General features: G+C 73.0%; 9 protein-coding genes. All 9 read right to left on the bottom strand.

All coding sequences use genetic code 11. The annotated features are described in order from the left end of the window. Window position 1: 1 nt before the first annotated feature. On the bottom strand, window positions 2-817 hold the full coding sequence (locus tag C569_RS30415) for a thioesterase II family protein (RefSeq protein WP_018786786.1): 816 nt from the start codon (window positions 815-817) through the stop codon (window positions 2-4). Further along, entirely contained in the window at window positions 814-1,224 is a 411-nt protein-coding gene (locus C569_RS0116020; RefSeq protein WP_018786785.1) for an ACT domain-containing protein, read from the bottom strand. Before C569_RS0116020 ends, C569_RS30415 begins: the two co-directional genes overlap by 4 nt. Further along, window positions 1,224-2,297: a guanitoxin biosynthesis L-enduracididine beta-hydroxylase GntD gene (gntD, locus tag C569_RS0116015; RefSeq protein ID WP_018786784.1), complete on the bottom strand. Its 1,074-nt coding sequence runs from the start codon at window positions 2,295-2,297 to the stop codon at window positions 1,224-1,226. The genes C569_RS0116020 and gntD overlap by 1 nt, the downstream gene beginning before the upstream one ends. Next, window positions 2,287-3,405: a hypothetical protein gene (locus C569_RS0116010; RefSeq protein ID WP_018786783.1), complete on the bottom strand. Its 1,119-nt coding sequence runs from the start codon at window positions 3,403-3,405 to the stop codon at window positions 2,287-2,289. Before C569_RS0116010 ends, gntD begins: the two co-directional genes overlap by 11 nt. Then, window positions 3,402-8,120, bottom strand: a complete 4,719-nt coding sequence (locus C569_RS30410; protein ID WP_018786782.1) for a non-ribosomal peptide synthetase — start codon at window positions 8,118-8,120, stop codon at window positions 3,402-3,404. Before C569_RS30410 ends, C569_RS0116010 begins: the two co-directional genes overlap by 4 nt. A 20-nt stretch (window positions 8,121-8,140) precedes the next feature. Further along, window positions 8,141-9,544, bottom strand: a complete 1,404-nt coding sequence (gene glyA, locus C569_RS0116000) for a serine hydroxymethyltransferase (RefSeq protein ID WP_018786781.1) — start codon at window positions 9,542-9,544, stop codon at window positions 8,141-8,143. Beyond that, window positions 9,541-14,208 (bottom strand): type I polyketide synthase, encoded by a 4,668-nt coding sequence (locus tag C569_RS30405; protein ID WP_081635957.1) that lies wholly within the window; start codon window positions 14,206-14,208, stop codon window positions 9,541-9,543. Before C569_RS30405 ends, glyA begins: the two co-directional genes overlap by 4 nt. Then, a complete protein-coding gene (locus C569_RS0115990) occupies window positions 14,205-17,276 on the bottom strand; it encodes an amino acid adenylation domain-containing protein (protein ID WP_018786779.1) in 3,072 nt (1,023 codons plus the stop codon). The genes C569_RS30405 and C569_RS0115990 overlap by 4 nt, the downstream gene beginning before the upstream one ends. Further along, on the bottom strand, window positions 17,273-22,229 hold a 4,957-nt coding region (locus C569_RS0115985; RefSeq protein ID WP_018786778.1), incomplete at its 5' end, for a non-ribosomal peptide synthetase. The genes C569_RS0115990 and C569_RS0115985, both read right to left, overlap by 4 nt.

The raw sequence follows: 22,229 nt of genomic DNA, 5'->3' as shown, positions 1-22,229 counted from the left end.
CCTACTCCTTACGGGTCGAGGTCGGGACCGGTTGGGACCGCCCGGCGGGGGCCGGCCGGGGACGCAGGTGGTGGGCCACGTCGGCCAGCAGTGGGGACCGGGCCGACCGGAGGAAGAAGTGGTCGCCGGGAAGGACCCGCAGCGCGAAGGAAGCTGACGTCTGCTCCGCCCAGCCCGCCATCACCTCCGGTGACACGGTGGGGTCCTCCGCCCCGCAGTAGGCGGTGACCGGTACCGGGAGGGCGGCACCGGCGACGTGGCGGTGTCGCTCGCTGACCGCGAAGTCGGCGCGGAGAATCGGGACGAAGTAGGCGGCCAACTCCGGATGGGTGAACAGGTCGGCGTCGGTGCCGTTGAGCCGGACGATGCTGGCGCAGAACTCGTCGTCCGGCAGTTCGTGGATGGGCGTGTAGGAGGGCCCGATCTGCGGAGCCGGCCGTCCGGAGACGAACATCCGGGTCGGCAGCCGCCCGCCCGCGCGGTGCAGCCGGCGCACCACCTCGAAGCTGACCATCGCGCCGAGGCTGTGCCCGAAGGTCGCGTAGGGAACGTCGCCCGCAGCCTGCAGCACCTCCGTCAGGGGCGGCAGGTGCTGTTCCACCCGGTCCAGCAGCGGCTCGCCGGAGCGGTTCTCGCGCCCCGGCGGCTGGATCGCGCACACCTCGACGTCCTCGGGCAGCAGCGCCGGCCACTCCCGGTACACCGCCGCGCCGCCACCGGCGTACGGGAAGCAGAACAGGCGCAGTCGCGGCCGGGGAACGTGCCGCCACCGCACCACCCACGGGTTGGCCCCGGTCTGCACGGGCCGCCCGTTCATGGCTCCTCCCGTTCCACCCGGTGCCCGGCGCCGGTCAGGGCTGCGAGCGCCCCGGGCAGGTCGGTGACGAGCAGGTGGTCAGTGTCATAGGTGGCGACGGCGAACACACTCACGCCGGCTGCGGCCAGCGGTGCGACCACGCTGTGCAGGACTCCCGGCTCGTCCAGTCCGAACGGTCCTTCGACGCGCAGGCAATGCCACACCGCGTCGGTACGCGAGGGTGGCGGCACGGCCTCGACGGGCAGAATGAGAGACAGTTCGTGCCGGGTGCGGGTGACCGACGTGAACGGGGTGCTTCCGGCCAGCGCCCACCCTGGTACGGGCGCGTCGGGCGCGAGGCGGTGCACGGCGAACTCGCCGATGAGCAGGGTCAGGTGGCGCGACGGGGCGCCCTGGCGGGTGTCCATCAGTAGATGATCCTCGAGTCGGTGCGGTGCCGGAACGCCCGGGACTTGCGCAGGTCCCGGGTGATGTTGACGCGCTTCAGCCAGCGGTCCCGGCCGTCGTAGCGGGCCTGGAAGGGCCGCCGTCCGTGTACCGCCCGGAAGTTGTCGATGAACAGGATCTCCCCCGGTGCCAGCGCCACCTCCTGGAGGGATCCGTCGATGGCCGCGCAGATCCGCCGTAGCGCCTCGGCGGCGACCGGGTCGTCCTCCGGCACCCGCATGTAGAACGGGTCGATTGACAGGTACGGCGACGACGGGTCACCGGAGAGCACCGCGACCGGGAACGGCCGCTCGTTCATCTCCCGGACCCGCCGACGGGCCGCGTCGAGCAGGACGGCGGTCCGTCCGGTCGCCGTCGACGAGCCGTGGGTCTGCTCCAGGTGCGAGTCGTCGGGCCGGATGACGAAACGCGGTTCGAAGAGCACCTCGCGGGTCGCCTCGTCGAGGTGGAGATTCTCCACGGTGGCGAAGGTGGTGGGGACGCGGGCGTCATTACGCAGGCAGAGAAGCCCCAGGTAGTCGCACTTCAACGGGTGGAAGGCCTCCTCCGTGTGCCACCACAGCAGTTCGGTGCTACCGCTGCCGAGCTGGCTGTGCTCGAAGCCGGGTGCGGGGCAGATGTCGTGGACCAGGGCTCCCTCCTGCTGGGTAGCCCAGCCGAACACGTCCCCGAGTGCCGTGGCGCAGAGCACCAGCCACATCTCCTCGGTCAGGGTGGTCCGGCGGTCGGGCTGGTGGGACCAGCCCGCCGGCGTCGGCCCGATCGACGCGTCGTCGACCTGGAAACCGGAGATGACGCAGGTCGCGTGCTGCTCCGCGGTCCGCAGCTCGGTCAGGAACCGGCGTAGTCGGGCCGGTAACTGGCCGCCGGCCACCGCCACGTCCCGCAGGAAGGCCGATGAGTCCGCCGTGCCGTGCGCCGCCCGAAGGGTGTCGACCAGGTCGTGGACCTGGGCGGCCTCCTCGGGGGTGAGGTCGAGCCGACCCGGTCCCACCAGCACCGGAGCGCCGGTCGTGTGCTGCTCACTGCGCATGTGTACCGCCGGATGTCGGGCCGGTCGGCTGTGCGCCGGCGATGTCGAGGATGTCCCGGAGCAGGGCCGCCGCCGCCGGCTCGGGGCCCGGCTCCAGGCTGACCGCCACCAGCCGGTCGACCCGGTCGGTGGTGAACGACACCGCCATCTCGTCCGGACCGATCATCGCCAGCGGGTGGTCCTGCGGCAGTGGAGCCGGTCGTACGGCCAGGTGGTAGCCGGTGTCCGTTCGCTCGGCCAGGCAGAGCGGCACGATCCGCTCCCCCCGGTCGCGGGCGGCGGCAAGGTCTGCCGGGGTGCAGGTGTCGATGCCGGTGACGGCGATGTCGGCGAGGGCGGTCGGCTGGCCGAGGACCGCGTTGGCCAGGATAGCCAGCTTGCAGGCGGCGTCGTGTCCGCCGACGTCGAGGCTCGGGTCGGCCTCGGCGATGCCACGTCGTTGGGCGTCCCGGACCGCGTCCGCGAAGTCGACGCCTGCCTCCATCGCGCGCAGCACGCTCTGCGACGTGCCGTTGAATATTGCTTCGACCCGGTGGATCCGGGCGCCGGCCAGGTCCCGGCGGCCGATGGTGACCACCGGCAGGGCGCCCGCGACGGTGGCGCTGAAGCGGAGCCGGCCGGCCGACGGGGTCGCAGCGGTTGCGGCCGGCCCGGCCGGCCACCGGTCGGCCGGGTGGGACAGGGCAGCCAGCTCCGCGTAGCGCAGGGCGAGGGGCGCCTTGTTGGCGAGTACGGCGTGGACGCCGTGGGTGAGGGCATACCGGACCGTGTCCAGGGCCGGCTGACCGTCGGTCAGGTTCACCGGGGTCGCCTCGACCAGGATGTCCGCGCCGCACTCCGCGAGCAGCGGCAGCGGCTCCAGCCCTGGTCTGCCCACGCCGGGCAGGTCGGCCAGCGCCCGCCCGCCGGACAGGGTGGCGCGCAGCGTCGACAGGTCCAGCCCGTCCAGGTGCAGCGCGGCGCCGCCGAGTTCGGCGACACCGACCACCGCCAGGCGTACGCCGTACCGAGCGGCCAGGTCCGGACCACGCTCGTCGAGCAGGTCGATCAGTGAGCGGCCCACGTTGCCGGCGCCGGCCAGGCAGAGCCGCCAGGTCACCGGGCTCACCGGCCTGCTCCGCGCCGGGCGGTGGTGACGGCGACGCCGCCGAGCGGCCCGTCCCCACGAGCGGCCAGGCCGGCGATGGTGGCGTCCCAGTCGGCGATCATCGCCGTCACCGTGTCGTGGTCGAACACACCCGGGTAGTAGTGCATGATCAGGAGCGTGTCGGCGCCCGGCACCACCTCGACCCGGAGCGGGAACTCGAACTGGGCCACCTGGTAGTCGGCCTGGGCGAGGGGATGCTCCAGGTCGACGCGGGAGGCGAGGTTGTTCAGTGAGCCGTCCCAGGGATAGTTCTCGAAGACCATCATGCACTCGAAGAGGTCGAGCAGTTCCACACCCAGCGCCTCCTCCACCGAGCTGTACTCGTACTGCCGCAGCTCCACCTGATCCGCCTGAAGGTCGGCCAGCCATTCCCTTGCCTTCCGGTCCGGGTCCACCGTGACGCGTACCGGAAGCGTGTTCATGCACAGCCCGGAGACCGTGTCCACGCCCGGGAACTCCGTCGCCCGGCCGGACGAGGTGACCCCGAGCACGACGTCCCTGCGCCCGGTGTAGGCCGCCATGAGCAGCAGCCACGCTCCCTGGATCACGGTGTTGACGGTGAGCCGGTGCACCCGGCAGTACTCGGCCAGTGCCTCGTGGGTGACCGGGTCCAGTGGGATCCGCTGCTTGGCGAATTCGGTTCCCACGACCGGGTCCGGCCGCCCCACGGCGGCCACCACGGGGGTGGGCCCGTCGAAGCCGGCCAGGTGGTCACGCCAGAACCGGGCCGCCGTGTCCAGGTCCCGCCCGCGCAGCCAGGCGACGTAGTCCCGGAACGGGGTCAGGGTCGGCAGCCGTGGCGTCTCGCCGTCGAGGATCGCCTGGTAGACCGCGAAGACCTCCTGCTGCACGATGGCCCGGGACCAACCGTCGAGCACGATGTGGTGGTTGGTGCAGACGTACTTGTAGGTGCCGTCGTCGATCTGCAACAGGTGCAGGCGCAGCAGCGGCGCGGCGCCCAGGTCGAAGCCCGCCGCCCGGTCCGCATCGACGATCTCGTCCTGCCGGGCGACCTGCCCGGCGGTGTCGAGACCCCGCAGGTCGTGACGGCTGATCCGGATGGTCGCGTCGGCGTGGACGACCTGCACCGGCTCGGCCAGGCCCGCCCAGTGGAAGGAGGTACGCAGGGTGGGGTGGCGACGCACCACGTACTGCCACGCCTCGGTGAGCGCGTCCAGGTCGAGCCCGTCGCGGACGAAGAGGTAGTCGGCCTGGATGACGTACTGCCCGGGACGGGGGTGGGCCAACTGCCGGCGCAGCATGTGTCGCTGCATCGGCGGCAACGGGTACACGTCGACCAGGTCGGGAATCTCAGCCCGCAGCCGGGCCAGTTCCGCCGGGGTCGGTGCGGTCAGCGGCGGCAGTTCGTCCGGAGCGCCGGGCTCCTCGTCGGAGACGGTCGACGCGTCCCGGGCCAACTCGGCGATCGTCTGGTGCTGGAACATCTGCCGGGGTGAGAGGGACACGCCGACCCGCCGGGCCCTGGACACCACCTGGATGGTGGTGATGGAGTCGCCACCGAGGGCGAAGAAGTTGTCCTCGATCCCCACCCGGTCCAGCCCGAGAAGCTCCGACCAGATGTCGGCGAGAACCTGTTCGGTGCGGTCCCGGGGGGCGACGTACGGGGTTCCGGCGGCCTCGCCGCCGGCGTCGGGGGCGGGCAACCGACCTCGATCGATCTTGCCGTTCGGGGTCAGCGGGAACGACTCCAGCGGCATCAGCACGGCCGGGACCAGGTAGTCGGGAAGGATCTCTTGCGCCGCCGCCCGGACCACGGCCGGGTCCAGTGAGCCGCCCGGTTCGGCGACCAGGTAAGCGATCAGCCGTCGGGGCGTACCGTCGTCGGGTGAGACGGTGACCAGGGCCTCCTTGACACCGTCCTGGGCGCGCAGCGCGCTCTCCACCTCACCGGGCTCGATCCGCCAGCCCCGGATCTTGACCTGGAAGTCGCTGCGGCCGAGGAGTTCCAGGTTGCCGTCGGAGCGGTACCGGGCCCGGTCGCCGGTGCGGTAGAGCCGCTCGTCGGGCCACTGCGGCAGCGGGCTGGGAAGGAACTTGGCGCGGGTCAACTCGGTGTCGCCGAGGTAGCCGCGGCCGACGCCGACGCCGGCCAGGTACAGGTCGCCCGGCACCCCGACCGGCACCGGTCGCATCCGCGAGTCCAGGACGAAGCACCGCTGGTTGGCCATCGGCCGGCCGTACGGGATGCTGCGCCAGGTGGGGTCCACCTCGTCGACGAGGTAGATCGTCGAGTCCATCGACACCTCGGTGGCGCCACCGAGGCTGACCACCCGCACACCGGGTGCCAGGGCCCGGAGTCGGTCGGGGAGGCTGAGCGGGATCCAGTCCCCGCCGAGCAGCGCGAGCCGGATCGGCAGCGGACCGGCCCCGACCGACTCACCCGCCTCGACGAACATCTCCAGCAGGGCCGGCACGGTGTGCCACACCGTCACCCGGTGCTCGGCGACCACCCGGTGCCAGTGTTCCGGGTCGCGTTCCGTGCCCGGGTCCGGCAGTGCCAGGGTGGCCCCAGCCATCAGCGTGCCGAACACGTCGTAGGCGGACATGTCGAACCCGGTGGCGGCCAGCCCGAGCAGGCGGTCGCCGGGACCGATCCCCAATCGGCGGTTGAAGTCGCTGAAGTTGTTGACCCGGCCGCGGTGGTCGAGGAGCACCCCCTTCGGCCGCCCGGTGGAGCCCGAGGTGAAGATGACGTACGCCAGGTTCTCCGGGGTGACGGCCGGGCGCGGCCGCCGGTTCGGCTCCGCCGCGACGGCCGCCCGGTCCGCCTCGACGTCGACGAGCCGGACGCCGGGGACCGAGGCAGCCCACGGGGCGCTCGCGGCCGTACCCACCACCAGCGGTGCGGCGGCGGCGTCCAGCATGTACCGCAGCCGCTCCGCCGGGTACGTCGGGTCCAACGGCAGGTAGGCCGAGCCGGCCTTGGCGATACCCAGCAGACCGACGACCAGGTCGAGGGACTTCTCCAGGCAGATCCCCACCGGCACGTCCGGCCCGGCGCCGCGGGCGATCAGGTGGTGGGCGAGCTGGTTCGCCCGGGCGTCCAGCTCGGCGTACGTCAGCCGTCCCGTGCCGGTGACCACGGCGAGCGCTTCGGGGTCTCGGTCGACCTGTTCCTCGATCAGCTCGTGCAGGCAGCGGTCGGACGGGTACGCGGTGTCGGTGCGGTTCCACTCGACGACGAGCTGTTCCTCCTCCGGCGCCGTCAGCAGCGGCAGGTCGGCCAGCCGGAGCGTCGGGTCGGCCAGTGCAGCGGTGAGCAGGGTGGTCAGGTGCCCGACCATCCGGACGACGGTCGCCTCGTCGAACAGGTCGGTGCTGTACTCGACCGCGAGCCGGAAGGTGCCGCCGTTCTCCTCCAAGCCGAAGGTCAGATCGAACTTGGCGGTGTGGTTGTCGATCGCCAGTGCCTCGTCGAGCCCGGGAAGGACGGCCGGTGCCCCGGGCTCGGGGCCGTCGCCGGCCCGGAAGACGAACATCACCTGGATCAGCGGCGTCCGGCTGAGATCCCGGTCGGGCTGGGCGATCTCCACGATCCGGTCGAAGGGTAGGTCCTGGTTGGCCAGGGCCCCGAGGTTCGTCCGGTGGGCGCGGGCCAACAGCTCCGTGAAGGTCGGGTCGTCACGCAGGTCCGTCCGCAACAGCACCGTGTTCGACAGGTAGCCGACCATGCCGGTGAGCTCCGGTCGGCCCCGGTTCGCCACCGGGGTGCCGATGCCGACCCGGTCCTGGCCGCTGTACCGGCCCAGCAGCGCGGCGAGGCCGGCGAGGAAGACACTGAACGTTCCGGTACGCGCCTCGCGGCCCAGTTCCCGTGCCCGCTCGGCGAGATCCGCCGGCAGCCACTCGACGTACTGCGCGCCCCGGTAGCTCTGCTGTGCCGGGCGGGCCCGGTCGGTGGGCAGGTCCAGCACCGGCACCTCTCCGGCGAGCTGGTCCCGCCAGTACGCGACCTGCGCGTCGAGTGCCTCCCCTTGCAGGGCCGACCGCTGCCAGTAGGCGTAGTCGGGGTACTGCACCGCGAGGTCGTCCAGAGGCGGGCGTTGCCCGTGGGTCAGCGCCTCGTAGGTCACCGACAGCTCCCGCAGCACCAGCTCCATCGACCAGGTGTCGGCGATGATGTGGTGGATCGAGGCCATCAACACGTGTTCGGCGGGTCCCAGACGCACCAGCCCGACCCGCAGCAACGGCGCCCGGTCGAGGGCGAACGGCCGGTTGGCGTGTTTCACCACCAGGTCGTCCAGGGCGGCGCTCCGGTCCGGCTCGGGCAGGTCGGCCAGGTCGTGCCCCTCCAGCGGCACCCAGGTTCGTTCGTGCACGATCTGGACCGGACCGTCGTCACCGAGGACGAAGCTGGTACGCAGGCTCTCGTGCCGCTCGACGAGCACGTTGAGGCTGCGTTCGAGCACCGGTACGTCGATCGGGCCCCGGATGGTGGCGGCGAGGGGGATGTTGTAGTGCGCCGTGCCCGGGTCGAGCTGGTCCAGGAACCACAGCCGCTGCTGGGCGAAGGAGAGCGGGACGGGGCCGTCCGGCCGGCGCCCGATCGGTGCGTGCTCCGTTCCCACCGGTCGCCGGAGCCGCTCGGCCAGCAGCGCCTGCTTACGTGGGGACAACGCCGAGATTCTGGTCAGCGTCTCGGAATCCAGGTCCATGGAGGTTCTCCTTGTCGGGGTCAACTCGGCCAGGCGGGCGTGGTGCAGGCACGGCCGTCGGCCGGGTAGCGCGGTAACGGCCAGCGCTCGCAGAGCGCCGCCACGTCGGCCGACACCTGCGCAGCGGTCCCGGCGTCGAGGTGGAAGTCCCGGTCCCCGCGAGGCTGTACCGCCCGCAGCACCCGGTCCGCCAGCTGGGCGCAGGTCGGCATGTCGACCGGCCCGGCTCCGCGTACCGCGAGGGTGTTGGTGCCCAGCCGGAGTCCGCTGGTGACCGAGGCGGGCCGTCGGTCGCCGGGTACGTGGTTCTTGTTGACCAGGATCCCCACCGATTCCAGGGCGTTCTGGGCGACCAGCCCGCTCAACCCGGTGTCGCTCAGGTCGAGCAGCACGATGTGGTTGTCCGTGCCCCCGGAGACCACTCGGTACCCGAGCCGGGCGAACGCGTCGGCGAGCGCCCGGGCGTCGTCGACGATGCGTGCGGCCAGGTCCCGGAACTCCGTGGTGGCGCACCGGTCGAAGGCCCGCGCCTTCGCCGCGATCACGTTGACCGCCGGTGCCCCCTGGAAGAACGGGAAGACCGAACGCTGCATCGCCTCGGCCAGGGTGCCGCGACCACCCGGCACGGGCGTCGTCGCGTCCCGGCCGAGCAGCACCAGACCGCCGCGCGGGCCGAAGAGTTGCTTGTGGGTGCAGGTGGTGGTGATGTGCGCGTGGTCGACCGGGTTGGGGTGCAGCCCGGCCACCACCAGCCCCGCGACGTGGGAGATGTCCGCCAGCAGCAGCGCACCCACCTCGTCGGCCACCGCTCGGAAGGCGGCGAAATCGACCATGCGGGAGTACGCCGTCGCCCCGCAGATGATCAGTCGGGGCCGGGTCCGGCGCGCCAGCGCGCGGACCGCGCCGACGTCGATGCGACCGTGCTCGTCCAGCCCGTACCCGTGGGCCTGGAAGTACTGCCCCGAGAAGGACGCCCGCGATCCGTGCGTGAGGTGGCCGCCCTGGTGCAGGTCCATCCCGAGGATCACGTCCCCCGGCCGTAGCAGGGCACTGAGCACCAGTTCGTTGGCGACCGAGGCCGAGTGCGGTTGCACGTTCGCGTACTCGGCTCCGAAGAGGCGGCGGGCCCGGTCGATCGCGAGCTGTTCGATCTCGTCTACCTGCGCGCAGCCGGCGTGGTATCGGCGGCCCGGGTAACCCTCCGCCGTCACGTTCACCACCGGTGACGCCAGGCAGGCCAGCGCCGACGGGTCGACCACGCTTGACGAGGCGACCATGACCAGCGAACGTTCCTGCCGCCGGTTCTCCCGGTCCAGGATCGCGTGCAGGGCCGGGTCCTCCTGCCGCAGCAGGTCCGCACCCCGCTCGGCCAGCCGGGCCACGGAGGTGCCGGACCTGGCGTCACTGTGGGCCGACACCGTCACGGCGCGCTCCCGTCATGGTCGTCGTCCATGTTCTCCAACTCGTCGAGGAGGGCTTCCAGGTCGTCGATGTCGGTGTGCCGGGCCTGGATCTGCACGACCTGCTGTGCCATACCCGCCACCGTCGGCGCCTCGAACAGGGTGCGTAGCGGGAAGTCGATGTCGAAACCGGACCGGAGCCGCGAGACGAGTTGCACGCCGAGCAGCGAGTGCCCGCCGAGGGCGAAGAAGTCGTCGTCGACGCCGACCTTCTCGATGCCCAGCAGGAGCTGCCAGATCGCGGCGATCCGTTCCTCGATGTCGTTGCGCGGCGCCGCGTACGGGGTGGCCAGCGGTGGCCGGGGATGAGCGGCGCTCAGCCCCCCGACCGGTGCCACCCCCCGGTGCTGGCCGTACCGCCAGTAGTCGATGCGGGGCCGCAGGTCGTCGGCGAGGACGACGAGGTGGGCCGGGTCCGGCAGGGCCAGGATCCGCCGCATCGCCCCGACCGCCTCGGCGGCGCTGAACGGCGGGCCGAGACCGGTCTCCCGGTCGGCGGCCACCTCGTACTCACCGTCGTCCCAGTCGGTGCTGAACCAGCGGGTGGGGGTGGTACGGGAAAGCAGATCGACCCAGCCGTGGGCGAAGGTTGCCGCCGCCGCGCTCGCCATCCGGCCCAGCCCACCCAGTTGGGGACTCAGCGTCGACTGCACCAGGCAGAACCCGACCGGCAGTCCGGCCAGGGCCGCGCCGAGCGCGACCGTACCGTGCAGCCGGCGGCGGAAGCGCTCCTGGCACACCGCCCGCGTGGTGTCCCGGACCAGGTAGTGCACCCGTTCCTCGGCCAGCCCGGCGGTGTGCAGCACCCCGTCGAGGCGGCCGGCACGTTCGATGACCGATCGGACGGCCTGGCGCAACTGCGCCGGGGCGGCGACGTCGGCGGTCACCACCGAGACGTGGCCACCGGCGGCCCGTCCAGCGCGGACGCGGCGGATCCGCTCGCTGGTGTCGTCGTGCCGGGGATGGGTGTCGAGCCAGTCGTCCCACTGCTGCTCGGCGGGAAAACCAGGCCGCTCGACGATGGTGACGTCGGCGGCGTAGTCGTCGACCAGCACGCGGGTGAAGGAGTCGGCGTACTCGTCGGCACCACCCGTGATCAGGTAGACGCCGGCGGGCCGGAACGGGTCCGTCACCGGCTCGGGCAGGTCGAGGACGTCCCAGTCGGGTATCCAGCGCCGACCACCGCGCCAGGCGACCGGGTCCGGCGACGGTTCGCCGCACTCGTCGAGCAGCCGTCGCGCCACCCGGTCGGGATCCTCGGTGGCCGGGTCCGGGTCCAGGTCGAACACCTGGCAGGGCAGCTCGGCGTTCTCCTGGGGCAGGACCAGGGCGGCCCCGGTCACGGTGCGGGTGATCGGGTTGAGCCGTTCGGTGCCGCTGATCGAGTGCAGGCCGGCGGCGACGATCCGCAGCGCGACGGCGCCGGCGGTCGGCAGGGTCTCCATCGCCTGTCCGAGGAAGAGCAGACTGTAGAAGGAGAGCACCTGCCCGGTCTCGACGGCAGCGATGGTCTCGGTGGTGGTCTCCGTGCTGAGGTCCGGTGCCGGCACGTCCAGCGACCACAGGTGCAGTATCTGGTCAGGCTGCCGGCCCGCGCCGGCCAGCCGGTCCAGCAGCGTCCGGTAGTCGGCCGGCCGGTCGGGATTCACCAGCACCGGCCCGTCGCCGCCCGGATCGAGGCCGCCCGCGCCGAAGGCCGGACCGGGCGCGACCTCCACCACCTCGGCACCCCGGGCACGCAGCTCCGCCACGACGCTGTCGCCGAGCGGGTGGTGTCCGCGCAGCACCAGCCACCGTTCCCCGCCGGGGCGCACGGCCACGGCGTCCGTGCGGGGGCGCTGCCGCCAGACGGGGATGGTGAACCAGGTGGCAGGGTCGGCGCGGTCGGCGCGGGCCGGCGGGGCCGGCAGAGTCGCCGGCACCGGACGCACCGCGCCGGGGGTGGCCTGCCCCGGAACCACAGACCCCGGGCTGAGCCAGAACTCGTCGCGCTCGAACGGGTAGCCGGGCAACCGCACCGGTGGGCCGGCCGGCGGCGGCTGCCGGTCCACGTCCACACCGAGCAACCAGAGCTGCCCGAGAGCGGAGACCAGGGCGGTGCGGTCGGTCACCCTCGCGGCCCTCCGGTGCAGGGTGGACACGGTGGCCGGTGGGACGTCGCCCTGCTGGCGGGCCAGCGCACCGAGGCCGTGTCCCAGCCCGACCTCCAGCAGCACGGCCTCGGGCAACCGGTCGCGCAGGCGGCGCAGCGCGGCACTGAACCGGACCGGCTCGCGGAACTGCCGGACCCAGTACTCGGGGTCGGTGACCAGCTCGGCGGTCGCCCAGTCACCGGTCAGTGTGGACACGTACGGGCTCGCCGGATCGGTGAACCGGACCGTCGCGCAGACCTGCCGGTACGCGTCCAGGATGCCGTCGAGGGCGGGTGAGTGGACGGCCACCGTGGTCCGCACCGGCGTGGTCGGCACGTCCCGCGCGTCCAGCCGGGCCCGGAGGTCCGCCAGCTCGCCCGGCGGTCCGGAGACGGTGCACGACGACGGACCGGTGAACGCCGCCACGGTCAGTGTCCCGGGCAGCTCCGCCGCGACCACCTCGGCGGCGAGCCCGACGGCGAGGGCACCGCCCGGCGGCAACGTGTCATAGAGCCGCCCGCGCACGGCGACCAGCCGCATGCAGTCCTCGACGGAGAGGACACCGGCCAGGGTCGCCGCGACGTACTCACCGAGCGAGAACCCGATCGCCGCCTCCGGTCGCACCCCGGTCCGCAGCAGTTGACGGGTCAACGCGTACTGGGTGACCACCAGGGCCGGCACCGAGACGGCGTTGCGGGTCAACGCGGCGCGGGCGCGCTCGTCGGCCCCGTCGGCCGGATACATCACCGTGCGCAGGTCCAGACCGAGGTCACCGGCGAGCAGGTCGGCGCAGCGGTCCACGTCGTCCCGGTAGCCGGGAACGTGGTCGTACAGGTCGCGCCCCGTTCCCGGCTCGAAGCCGGTGAGGCCGGGCAGCAGAAGGGCGACGGGCCGGGCGGTGGACTCCTCGAAGACCGCCTCCGGGATCTCGGCGGCCAACGCGTCGGCCGCCGCCCCAGGGTCGTCGGCGACGACCACCCGTCGCCACGGCAGGACCCGCCGGCCGGTCCGGCTGGTCCGGGCCACGTCGGCCAGAGCCGGGGCGTCGGCACCGCGCAGCAGCCCCGCCAGGGCCGCCGACGACCGGTTCAACGCCGCCGCCGAGCGGGCGGAGACGACGATCAGCTCCGGCTGCGCCGGTTCCCGCCGGACCGGACCGGGCCGGGGTGCCTCCTGCAACACCAGGTGGACGTTGGTGCCGCCGAGCCCGAAGGAGCTGACCCCGGCCCGGCGCGGCCGACCGTCGTCCGGCCAGTCGACGAGGGTGCGGTTCACCCGGAACGGGCTGTCGTCCAGCGCCAACGCCGGGTTCGGCGCGGTGAAGTGCAGGTGGGGCGGGATCTCCCGGTGCCGCAGGGCCAGCAACGCCTTGAGCAGGCCGGCGATGCCGGCCGCCGCGTCGAGGTGGCCGATGTTCGTCTTCACCGAGCCCAGCGCGCAGAAGCCGACGTCGTCGGTGTGCCGGCGGAACGCGCGGGTCAGGGCGGCGACCTCGACCACGTCGCCGAGCGCGGTCGCGGTCCCGTGGCCCTCGACGAAGGAGATGGTCCGCGCGTCGACCCCGGCGACCTCCAGCGCCTCGCCGATGACGTCGGCCTGCGCGGCCACCGACGGTGCGGTGAAACCCGCCTTGGCCGCACCGTCGTTGTTGATCGCCGAACCGAGGATCACCCCGTGGACGTGGTCACCGGCCGCGAGCGCGTCGGCCAGGCGCTTGAGCACCACCACGCCCGCGCCGTCGCCGCCCATCGTGCCCTGCGCCGCCACGTCGTACGCGCGGCAGTGGCCGTCGGCGGAGGCCACCCCGCCCGGCAGGTAGCGGTAGCCGACCCGGCGGGGGGAGCTGATCCGGACCCCGCCGGCCAGGACCGCGTCGCACTGGTAGCTCAGCAGGCTCTGGCAACCGAGGGCGACCGCGGTCAGCGACGTCGAACAGGCGCTCTGCACGGCGATGCCGGGCCCGGTCAGGCCGAGCTTGTAGGCGACCCGGGTGGCCAGGTAGTCCTTGTCGCTGCCCAGGACGACCTGGGTCGGGCCGGCGGCGTCGAGTACGTCGGGACGGCTCAGCACGTTGCGCAGGAAGTACGTGTTCAGCCCCGCACCGGCGAAGACCCCGATCCGGCCCGGGTACCGGTGCGGCACGAGGTTGGCGTCCTCCAGCGCGTGGTGGGCGCATTCCAGGAACACCCGGTGCTGGGGGTCGATCAGTTCGGCTTCCCGGGCCGCGTAGCCGAAGAAGGCCGCGTCGAAGTGGCCGCTGTCGGCGAGCGCGCCGTGCGCGGCCACGAACTGCGGGTGCCGGATGTCGTCCACGAGGTACCCGTCGGCGAGCAGTTCCGCCTCGCCGAAGAAGCTGATCGACTCCACCCCGTGGCGCAGGTTCGTCCAGAAGGTCGGCAGGTCGGGCGCGCCGGGCAGCTTGGCCGCCATACCCACCACCGCGATGGCGTCGGCGGGCACCGCGGAATCGGTGGGGGGTGTCTGCGGCGTACTCATCGGGTGCTCCCATGCCGTTCACGGGCCGCGGCCTGGGCGCGGCGACGGAGGTCTGCGCGGCTGTCCGCGGTTGGTGGTTCGGTGGTCGCTTCGGGCTGCCGGCCCGGACCGTCTGCGGGTGTACCTCTCCGGGCGCCGATCGCGGCGGCCAACGACGCGACGGTGGGGTGCTCGACGACGGTCAACACGGTCACCGCCGGTCCGAACTCCTCCCGGAGCCGACCGGCCAGCTCGACCAGGAGGAACGAGTGCCCACCGAGGTCGAAGAAGTTGTCGTGGAGGCCGACCTCGGTCACCCCGAGGGTGCTCGCCCAGATACCGGCGATCCGCTGCTCCAGCGTGTCGGCCGACGCGTCGTGCGCGTCCGCGCGCGCCTCGACGGTGGCGCCGCCGGGGTCGGGCAGCCGGGACCGGTCCACCTTGCCGTTGGCGGTCGTCGGCAGCGACGCGACCACCGTGACCGAGGCGGGGACCAGGTACGCCGGCAGCCGGTTGGCCAGGAAGCTGCGCAACTCCGCCGGATCGGGACGGGCACCTGGTGCCGCGACCACATAGCCGTGCAGTGTCGGTGGGTCCGAGCGGACCGTCGCCGCCGCCTCGGCGACGTCCGGATGCCGCCCGAGGACCGACTCGACCTCACCGAGCTCCACCCGGTACCCACGAATCTGCACCTGGTCGTCGGTGCGCCCGACGTACTCCAGGTCGCCCGACGGGAGGTAGCGGGCCAGGTCGCCGGTGCGGTACAACCGCCGGCCGGCGTCGAACGGGTCGGGCACGAAGCGTTCCGCGGTGGCGTCCGGTGCCCGGTGGTAGCCCCGGGCGACACCGGCACCACCGACGTACAGCTCACCCACGCAGCCCAGTCCGACCCGGCGGCCGGCCGGGTCGAGCAGGTGCACCTGGGTGCTGGCGATCGGTCGGCCGATCGGTACCGAGGGCCGGCCGGTCGACCTGCGGGACGGATGCACACAGCAGCCCACCACCGTCTCGGTCGGGCCGTACTCGTTGACCAGCAGCGCGTCGGGGGCGAGCGCACGCCACGGCGCGACGGCCGCCTCGGTCAGCGCCTCGCCACCGACCACCACCGTACGCAGGGCGGCCAGGTGCTCCGCCGGCACCGCCCGGCTGAGCAGACCCAGGTGCGCCGGGGTGAGCTTGAGCAGCGTGACCGGCTGCTCGGCCAGTCCGCGTACCAGTCCCCGCACCCCACCCGGACCGGCGTGCACCCGGCCGCCGGCCGTCAGGGGCGCCAGCAGGGAGGTGACGGTCAGGTCGAAACTCAACGGGGAGTGCGCCAGGGAGACCGTGTCCGGGCCGAGCCGGTACGCCTGCCGCGCCCACCGTAGGTAGTTCCCGAGCCCCCGGTGGGTGACCGCGACGCCCTTCGGCGTCCCGGTGGACCCGGAGGTGTACATGACGTACGCCAGGTCGGAGCCGTCCGGCACGGTGAGGGCTCCCGCCGCCGGCACCGCCTCACGCCAGTCGTCGTGGTCCAACCGGACGACCGTGCCATCCGCGGCGGCCGGTGCACCGGCGGTCAGCAGACGATCGGTGCTGACCAGCACCGAGCTGCCGGAGCTGCGGATGACGCGCCGAGTCCGGGCGACCGGCCACTCCGGGTCGACCGGCAGCCAGGCGGCGCCGGCGCGCATGACCGCGACGATCGCGACCAGTGCGTCGCATCCGGGTTCGAGGCAGATCGCCACCAGCTCGCCGGGGCCGACCCCCCGCCCACGCAGGTGCGCCGCGAGCCGCATCGACTCGTCGTCGAGTTGGGCGTAGCTGAGCGTCCGCTGAGCGTCGCCGACCGCGGTCCGCTGTGGATCGCGCCGGACCTGCTCGGCGAGCTGACCGAGGATGTCGGCGGGGCCGTCCGGCGACTCCGAGGGTTGTGCCCGCACCGTGTCGAGCAGGTTCCGGGTGCGGACGGTGAACAGGTCGGCGGCCCCGACCGGGCGGTCCGGCGCGCAGAGCAGGTGGGACAGCACCGCCCCGAGCTGGTCGGCGAGCACCGGTCCGGTCCCCGGTAGGAACCGACCCGGGCGCAGGTGGACCCGCAGCGCCACGGCGTCGCCGGTACGCTCGACGATCAGGCCGATCGGGCCGGGCGGCGGTGGGCAGGACACCCCGGTCACCCGGTGGCCGGCGACCGGCGGGGTCCCGGCCAGGTCGACCAGGGCCAGGGCCGGCAGGTCCGGCGGCAGCTCGGGGGCGTCCGAGCGGTCCTGCCAGCTCCGCGCCGCACGGACCCCGGCGCTTCCGGCGGCGACGAGCGCGCCGCCGCTGACCTGCTCGGGTACCGGCACTGTGACCGGCAGATGGTGCGCGTACGGGCCGACCGCCCCGTCGAGTTCCGCCCCGGCGCGACCGTCACCGAGCACCGCCACCGTGACCCTGGTGGTGTCACCGAGCCGGGCCAGCAGGGCGGCCCACGCGGCCAGGACCGTGGCCCCGAGGTCGTCCCGGTGCAGACCGGCCAGCGCGGATTCGATCCCGTCGACCACGACCGGGTGGTCCTGGTCCGGCTCGTCGTCCTCGCCGTCGACGGCGAACGGCAGCGGTGGCCCGCTCACCGGCTCGGTCGGCGGGAGAGGCTCGTGCGCCAGGTCGTGCTGCCACTGCGCGTACTGCGGGTACTGCACCACCTCGTCGGTCGGAACCTGCCCGGCGTGACCGCGTGCCACCTCACCAGCGAGGGTGACCAGGCTGGCCGGGTCGGCGTTGCGGTCGTACGTGGTGAGCACCAGCTCCCCCGCACCGGTGGCGGCCGGTGTGAGGACCGCCCGCAGCAGCGGCCCCCGTTCGGCGTCGAGCGGGCCCTCGCCCCACGCCCACGCCCGCGCGGTCGGCAGGATCTGCTGGACGACACCGTCGGGCACGGCAGCGGAAAGCAGCACCGTGCGAACCGCTTCGTGCCGTTCGACCACGGCGGCGACGGCTGCCCGCAACCGCGCGGCGTCGACCGGTCCGTCGATGGTGATCCGGGCGGAGACGGGCCGGGGCGGGCCGGCGGCGAACCGGTCCCGTTGCTGACGCGACGTCCGGTACGCCGGCAGGGTCTCGGTCATGATGCCTCCTCCGGCAGGCCGCCGGTCTCCCTCGACAGTCGAACGTCGGCGAATGATCCGGGATCGCCGAGGGCGACCAGCAGGGTGCGTTCGCCGTGGAACGGATTGCGGGCGTGCGCGGTGGCGACGTTGTCGACAAGCAGCACGTCGCCGGGTTGCCACGCGAAGGTGACCTCCAGGTCGGCGTACGCGGCCAGCACCTCGGCCATGTCCTCGTCGGGAATCGGCGACCCGTCGCCGTACCGGCAGTCCCGGGGCAGTGCGTTGTCGCCGTACATGGCCCGCAGCCCGGCCCGGGTGGCCTCGTCGAGACAGTACGGGTGCCAGTGCTGGGCCTGGGTGAACCAGCAGGGCTCACCGGTGACCGGGTGAGCCACCACGGCAGGGCGGACGCAGGTGGTGCGCAGCCGGTCACCCGGAAGCCACTCGTACCGCATGTCCTGCGCGGCGCAGACCCGCTCCACCTCGGCCCGGTCGTCGGTGCCGAAGACCTGCTGCCACGTAAGTCCGACGCCCCGCTGGTAGCAGCGCTCGTAGCGGACCTGCCGTTCGCTGAACCGCCGGCGCAGCGCGGGGTCGAGGCGTGCGTACAGCTTGCGGCCGTCGACCAGGGGCGTCGCACCGCCGGAGTCCGCCGGCCGCAGGCAGCAGAAGACCAGCCGGTGCGGCCACCGCTCGTTGAAGGAGTTCTCGTTGTGCCAGAGCAGTTTGCGCTCGGGCGGGAAGAAGACCGGGGTCTGCACGTGGCCGGAGTCGAGCACCGGAACGTGCTCGCCGTTCTCGGTGAACAGGTCCGTGCAGAGTTGCGCGGCGGCGGCCTCGAAGGTCTCGGCCGAGTCGACGGCGAAGCCGCGGAACAGCACCGCACCAGCGACCGGCAGCCACTCGTCGATCCGGCCGCGGTGCCGCGCGGCGAAGGCGGCCAGGCCGGGCCGGTCCGGCGGGGCGGTCACCAGTCGGGGCAGCACGCCGTCCGCCGTCACCGGGACCGGCGGTTCAGTTTCCGGCGGCGGGGTGGCGTCGGTGAGGGCGACCGGGCGGGGACGTACGGCGCGCAGGCCGACCGGTCCGGTGGGCTGTGGCGAGGGCTGCTGCATGGGTGTGTCGTTTCCTTCCCAACCGTCGATCGAGCCGTCCGGTGAGGTCACGAACCGGCGAAGGGTCTCCAGGTAGGCATCCCGGATGCGTACCGCGCCGGCCTCGTCGAGCACGTCGTGGGCGAACTGGAGCACGCCGGTGAGGGTGTCGTCGTCGGCCCAGAAAAAGAGCGTGGTGTCGAACTTCGCCCGCTGCTGGGGCACCGTGACGAACTCGACTGTCAGATCGCCGAGTTGGCGGGGCAGGATCGAGTCCTCGTACACGATCTTGGTGGTGAACAGTGGTTCACCCTGCCGGCCGGCGCTGCGCGCCACCTGCTCGTACGGCACCTCGGCATGCGCCAGCGCGATCGAGCGGGCGTCGGCGGCGGCCCGTACGGCGGCGCGGGGGGTTGTCCCCGGCCGGAGGTCGGTGGCCAGGACAGCCTGGTTGACCAGGGGTCCCACCAGGTCGAGCAGTTCCGGGCGGTCCCGGCGTGCCACGTCGGTGCCGACCCGGACCTGGGCCGTGCCCGATTCACGGGCGATCATGACGGCGAGCGCCGCGTGCAGCACGCTGAACACGGTCACCGACGCCTGGCTGGCCAGATCGGCGATGCTGGCGCGGAGCCGGTCGTCGATCGGGATCGGCACACTCGACCCGGGCCGGTCCGCCGGCGGCGGAACCGCCGGCGGCCGGGTCAGCCCCACGGTCGGGATGTCGGTGAAGTGGTCCCGCCAGTGTCCGAGCTGCCCCTCCCAGCCGGCCATCCGCTCCGGGTCGGTCTCCCACGCGGCGTAGTCGACGAAGCGGAGCGGTACCTGCGGCAACGTCGCTGGTGTGCCGTCGCGGGCGGCGCGGTACAGCTCGGCCAGGTCACGCAGCAGCACCCCGCCCGACCAGCCGTCCGAGGCGACGTGGTGCAGCAGAAGCAGCAACCGGTGTCGATCCGGCCCCTCGCGGCGCAGGTGAGCCCGGATCGGCCACTCGTCGCCCAGGTCGAACGGTCGGCCGAGCCGGGCCGGCAGGTCGGACTCGGCCCCGTGGTCCGGCATCGCGTCCTCGCTCACGGCGAGCGGAGCGGGCTGGTCGACGACCTGCGACAACCCGTCGCCGGTCAGCGTGAAGCGGGTGCGCAACACGTCGTGCCGGGCGACCAGGGCGGTGAGGGCACCGCGCAGGGCGGCGGCGTCGAGCGGTCCGTGCAGGCGGGCGAGCAACGGCACGTGGTAGTCGGTACGCGAGGGGGCGAGTTGCTGGGCCAGCCAGAGTCGGCGCTGCGCGAACGACGGTCGGTACGGGGCTCGGGCCGTCCCCGCGCGGGGACCGGCGTCGAGATGGGCGGGTTGCCCGGTGGTGGTGTCGAGGTGGGCGGCGAGCGCGGCCACCGTGGGATGCTCGAACACCCACCGCACCGGCAGGTCCCGCGCCAACCGGTCACGCAACCGCGTCGACAACTGCATCGCCAGGATGCTGTGCCCACCGAGCAGGAAGAAGTCGTCCTCGGCACCAGGAACGTCCGCCCTGCCCAGCACATCCTGATAAGCGGCAGCGACGAGACGCTCCGTGGCCGTACCCGCCGACCGACCCGCAGCGACCCGCTCCGGCGGCGCCGGCAGAGCCCGATGATCGAGCTTGCCGTTCGCCGTGACCGGCAACCGCTCCACCGCAACCAGATGCGCCGGACGCATCGGCTCCGGCAGACGACCGACCAGATACCGGCGCAACACCTCCGGATCCACCACCCCCGCCTCGTCCGAGACGTAATACCCGATGATCTGCACACCCGTGGCATGCACCCGAGTCACCACCGCCGCACCCGTCACCCGCGCATGCCCGCAAATCGCCGTCTGCACCTCCGCCAACTCGATCCGGTGACCACGAATCTTGACCTGATGATCGGTACGACCCCGATACTCCAACCTGCCGTCAGGCAACCACCGACCCCGATCACCCGTGCGATACAACCGACCACCCGGCCGACCGAACGGATCCGGCACGAACCGCTCCGCCGTCAGATCCGCCTGATGCAGATAACCCCGCCCCACCCCGACACCACCGACGTACAACTCCCCCACCACACCGATCGGCACCGGCCGCAGAAACCGATCCAACACATGAACCACCGTGTTCCACACCGGAACCCCGATGGTCGGGGTGCCGGTGCCGACCTCCTCGCCGGTGGAGTACACCGTGGTTTCGGTGGGGCCGTACATGTTGTGCAGCCGGTAGCCCAGGTCACGCAGCCGGCCGGCCAGGGTGGCGCCGAGGGGTTCCCCCATGCTGATCGCGAACGCGGTCCCCGGTCCCAGCCCGGAGCGCACCAGCGCCTCCCACATCGACGGTGTCGCCTGGACCGCCGTGGTGGTCGGCGCGGCGAACAACCGGGCCACCTCGACGGGATCGCGATGGCGGTCGGGGCCGACCATGACGACCTGGGCTCCCCGCACGAGCGGGGCGAACATCTCGGTCACCGCGACGTCGAAGGTGACCGTGGTCGAGGCGAGCATCCGGTCCCCCGGCCCCAGATCCATCCGGTCGGCCATGAACTGCACCAGGTGCGACATCCCCCCGACGGTCACCGCGACCGCTTTGGGCCGGCCAGTCGAACCGGAGGTGAACAGGGCGTACGCCAGTTCGTCGGGCTCGGTCGCCACCGGCCGGATGGCTGCTCCTTCCGGCGGCCCGTCGACCGGCACCGTCGGCCACCGAGCCCCCATCTGCTCCTCGGTGCCGAGGTCGGTCACCACCGTCACGGCTCGTGCCCGGTCCAGCGCATCGTGCAGCCGGTCGATCGGGTGCTCCGGGTCCAGCGGCAGGTAGACCGCGCCGATCCGCAGCACGGCGAGGGCGGCCACGACGAGGATCGGCCCCCGGGTCAGGCAGATCCCGACGACCTGCTGCCGGCCCACCCCGCGCCGCCGCAGCGCCGCCGCCAGCCGGTCGGCCTCTTCCACCAGCGCCGCATAGCTGTAGCACCGCTCGCCGTCCTCGTCGCTGACCGCGATCAGGCCCGGGGTGCGGGACGCCTGCCGGGCCACCAGCGTGACGACTCCGGCGGGGTCGTAGGGCCGGGTGGTGTCGTTCCACGCCGCCAACTGCCGGAGGTCCCCCGGTCCGGTGGCCGGCAGCGCCGACAACCGCTGCTGTGGCTGCCGGGCGGTCTCGTCGAGCAGCCGTACGAGGGCGGCGGCGATCCGGGCTGCGGTGGCCGGCGCGAACAGGTCGGTGCGGTACTCCAGATAGCCGGCGAGACCGTCGCCGTCCTCGGCGAGGACCAGCGACAGCTCGAACTTTGCCCGTCCGGGATCGACCGGCGTCAGCCGAAGGCGTACGTCTTCCACCACGGACTCCGCGGCCGGGGCGTTCTGCAACACGAACATCACCTGCGCCACCGGGTCCCGGCTCAGGTTCCGGTCCGGCGCCAGATCCTCGACGATCTGCTCGAAGGGCACCTCCTGCCGGTCGAACGCCTCGTGGCAGACGGCCCGCATCCGGTCCACCAGCTCGCCGAAGGTCGGGTCACCGCGCAGCTCCCCGCGGAGCACCACGGTGTTGGCGAACAACCCGACGATGCGCTCGAACGCGGCCACCGGCCGGTTGGCGACCGGGGTCGCGACGGCGATGTCCTCCTGCCCGGTGTACCGGGACAGCAGCGCCGCGAAGCCGCTCAGCAGCACCGTGTACAGCGTCGTGGACCGTGCCTCGGCGAGGGCGGTCAGCGCGCGGACGGTGTCGGCCCCGAGCCGGAGCGACCGACGGGCCCCGGGCCGTTCCCCGTTGGGGTGGTGGGGGTGGTCGGTGGGGAGGTCGAGGGTGGGGGTGTTGGCGAGGTGGTGGGTCCAGTAGGTGCGGTGGTGTTGGTGTCGGGTGTGG

Origin of the sequence: Micromonospora sp. CNB394 (assembly GCF_000374985.1) — a bacterium.
GTDB lineage: Bacteria > Actinomycetota > Actinomycetes > Mycobacteriales > Micromonosporaceae > Micromonospora > Micromonospora marina.
The sequence above is the reverse complement of the archived record's forward strand: the minus strand, read 5'-3'. Positions and strand labels throughout refer to the sequence as shown.

Coding starts and splice junctions, on each gene's coding strand:
- C569_RS30415 (WP_018786786.1), bottom strand. CDS start 817: ATGAACGGGCGGCCCGTGCAGACCGGGGCCAACCCGTGGGTGGTGCGG.
- C569_RS0116020 (WP_018786785.1), bottom strand. CDS start 1,224: ATGGACACCCGCCAGGGCGCCCCGTCGCGCCACCTGACCCTGCTCATC.
- gntD (WP_018786784.1), bottom strand. CDS start 2,297: ATGCGCAGTGAGCAGCACACGACCGGCGCTCCGGTGCTGGTGGGACCG.
- C569_RS30410 (WP_018786782.1), bottom strand. CDS start 8,120: ATGGACCTGGATTCCGAGACGCTGACCAGAATCTCGGCGTTGTCCCCA.
- C569_RS30405 (WP_081635957.1), bottom strand. CDS start 14,208: ATGAGTACGCCGCAGACACCCCCCACCGATTCCGCGGTGCCCGCCGAC.
- C569_RS0115990 (WP_018786779.1), bottom strand. CDS start 17,276: ATGACCGAGACCCTGCCGGCGTACCGGACGTCGCGTCAGCAACGGGAC.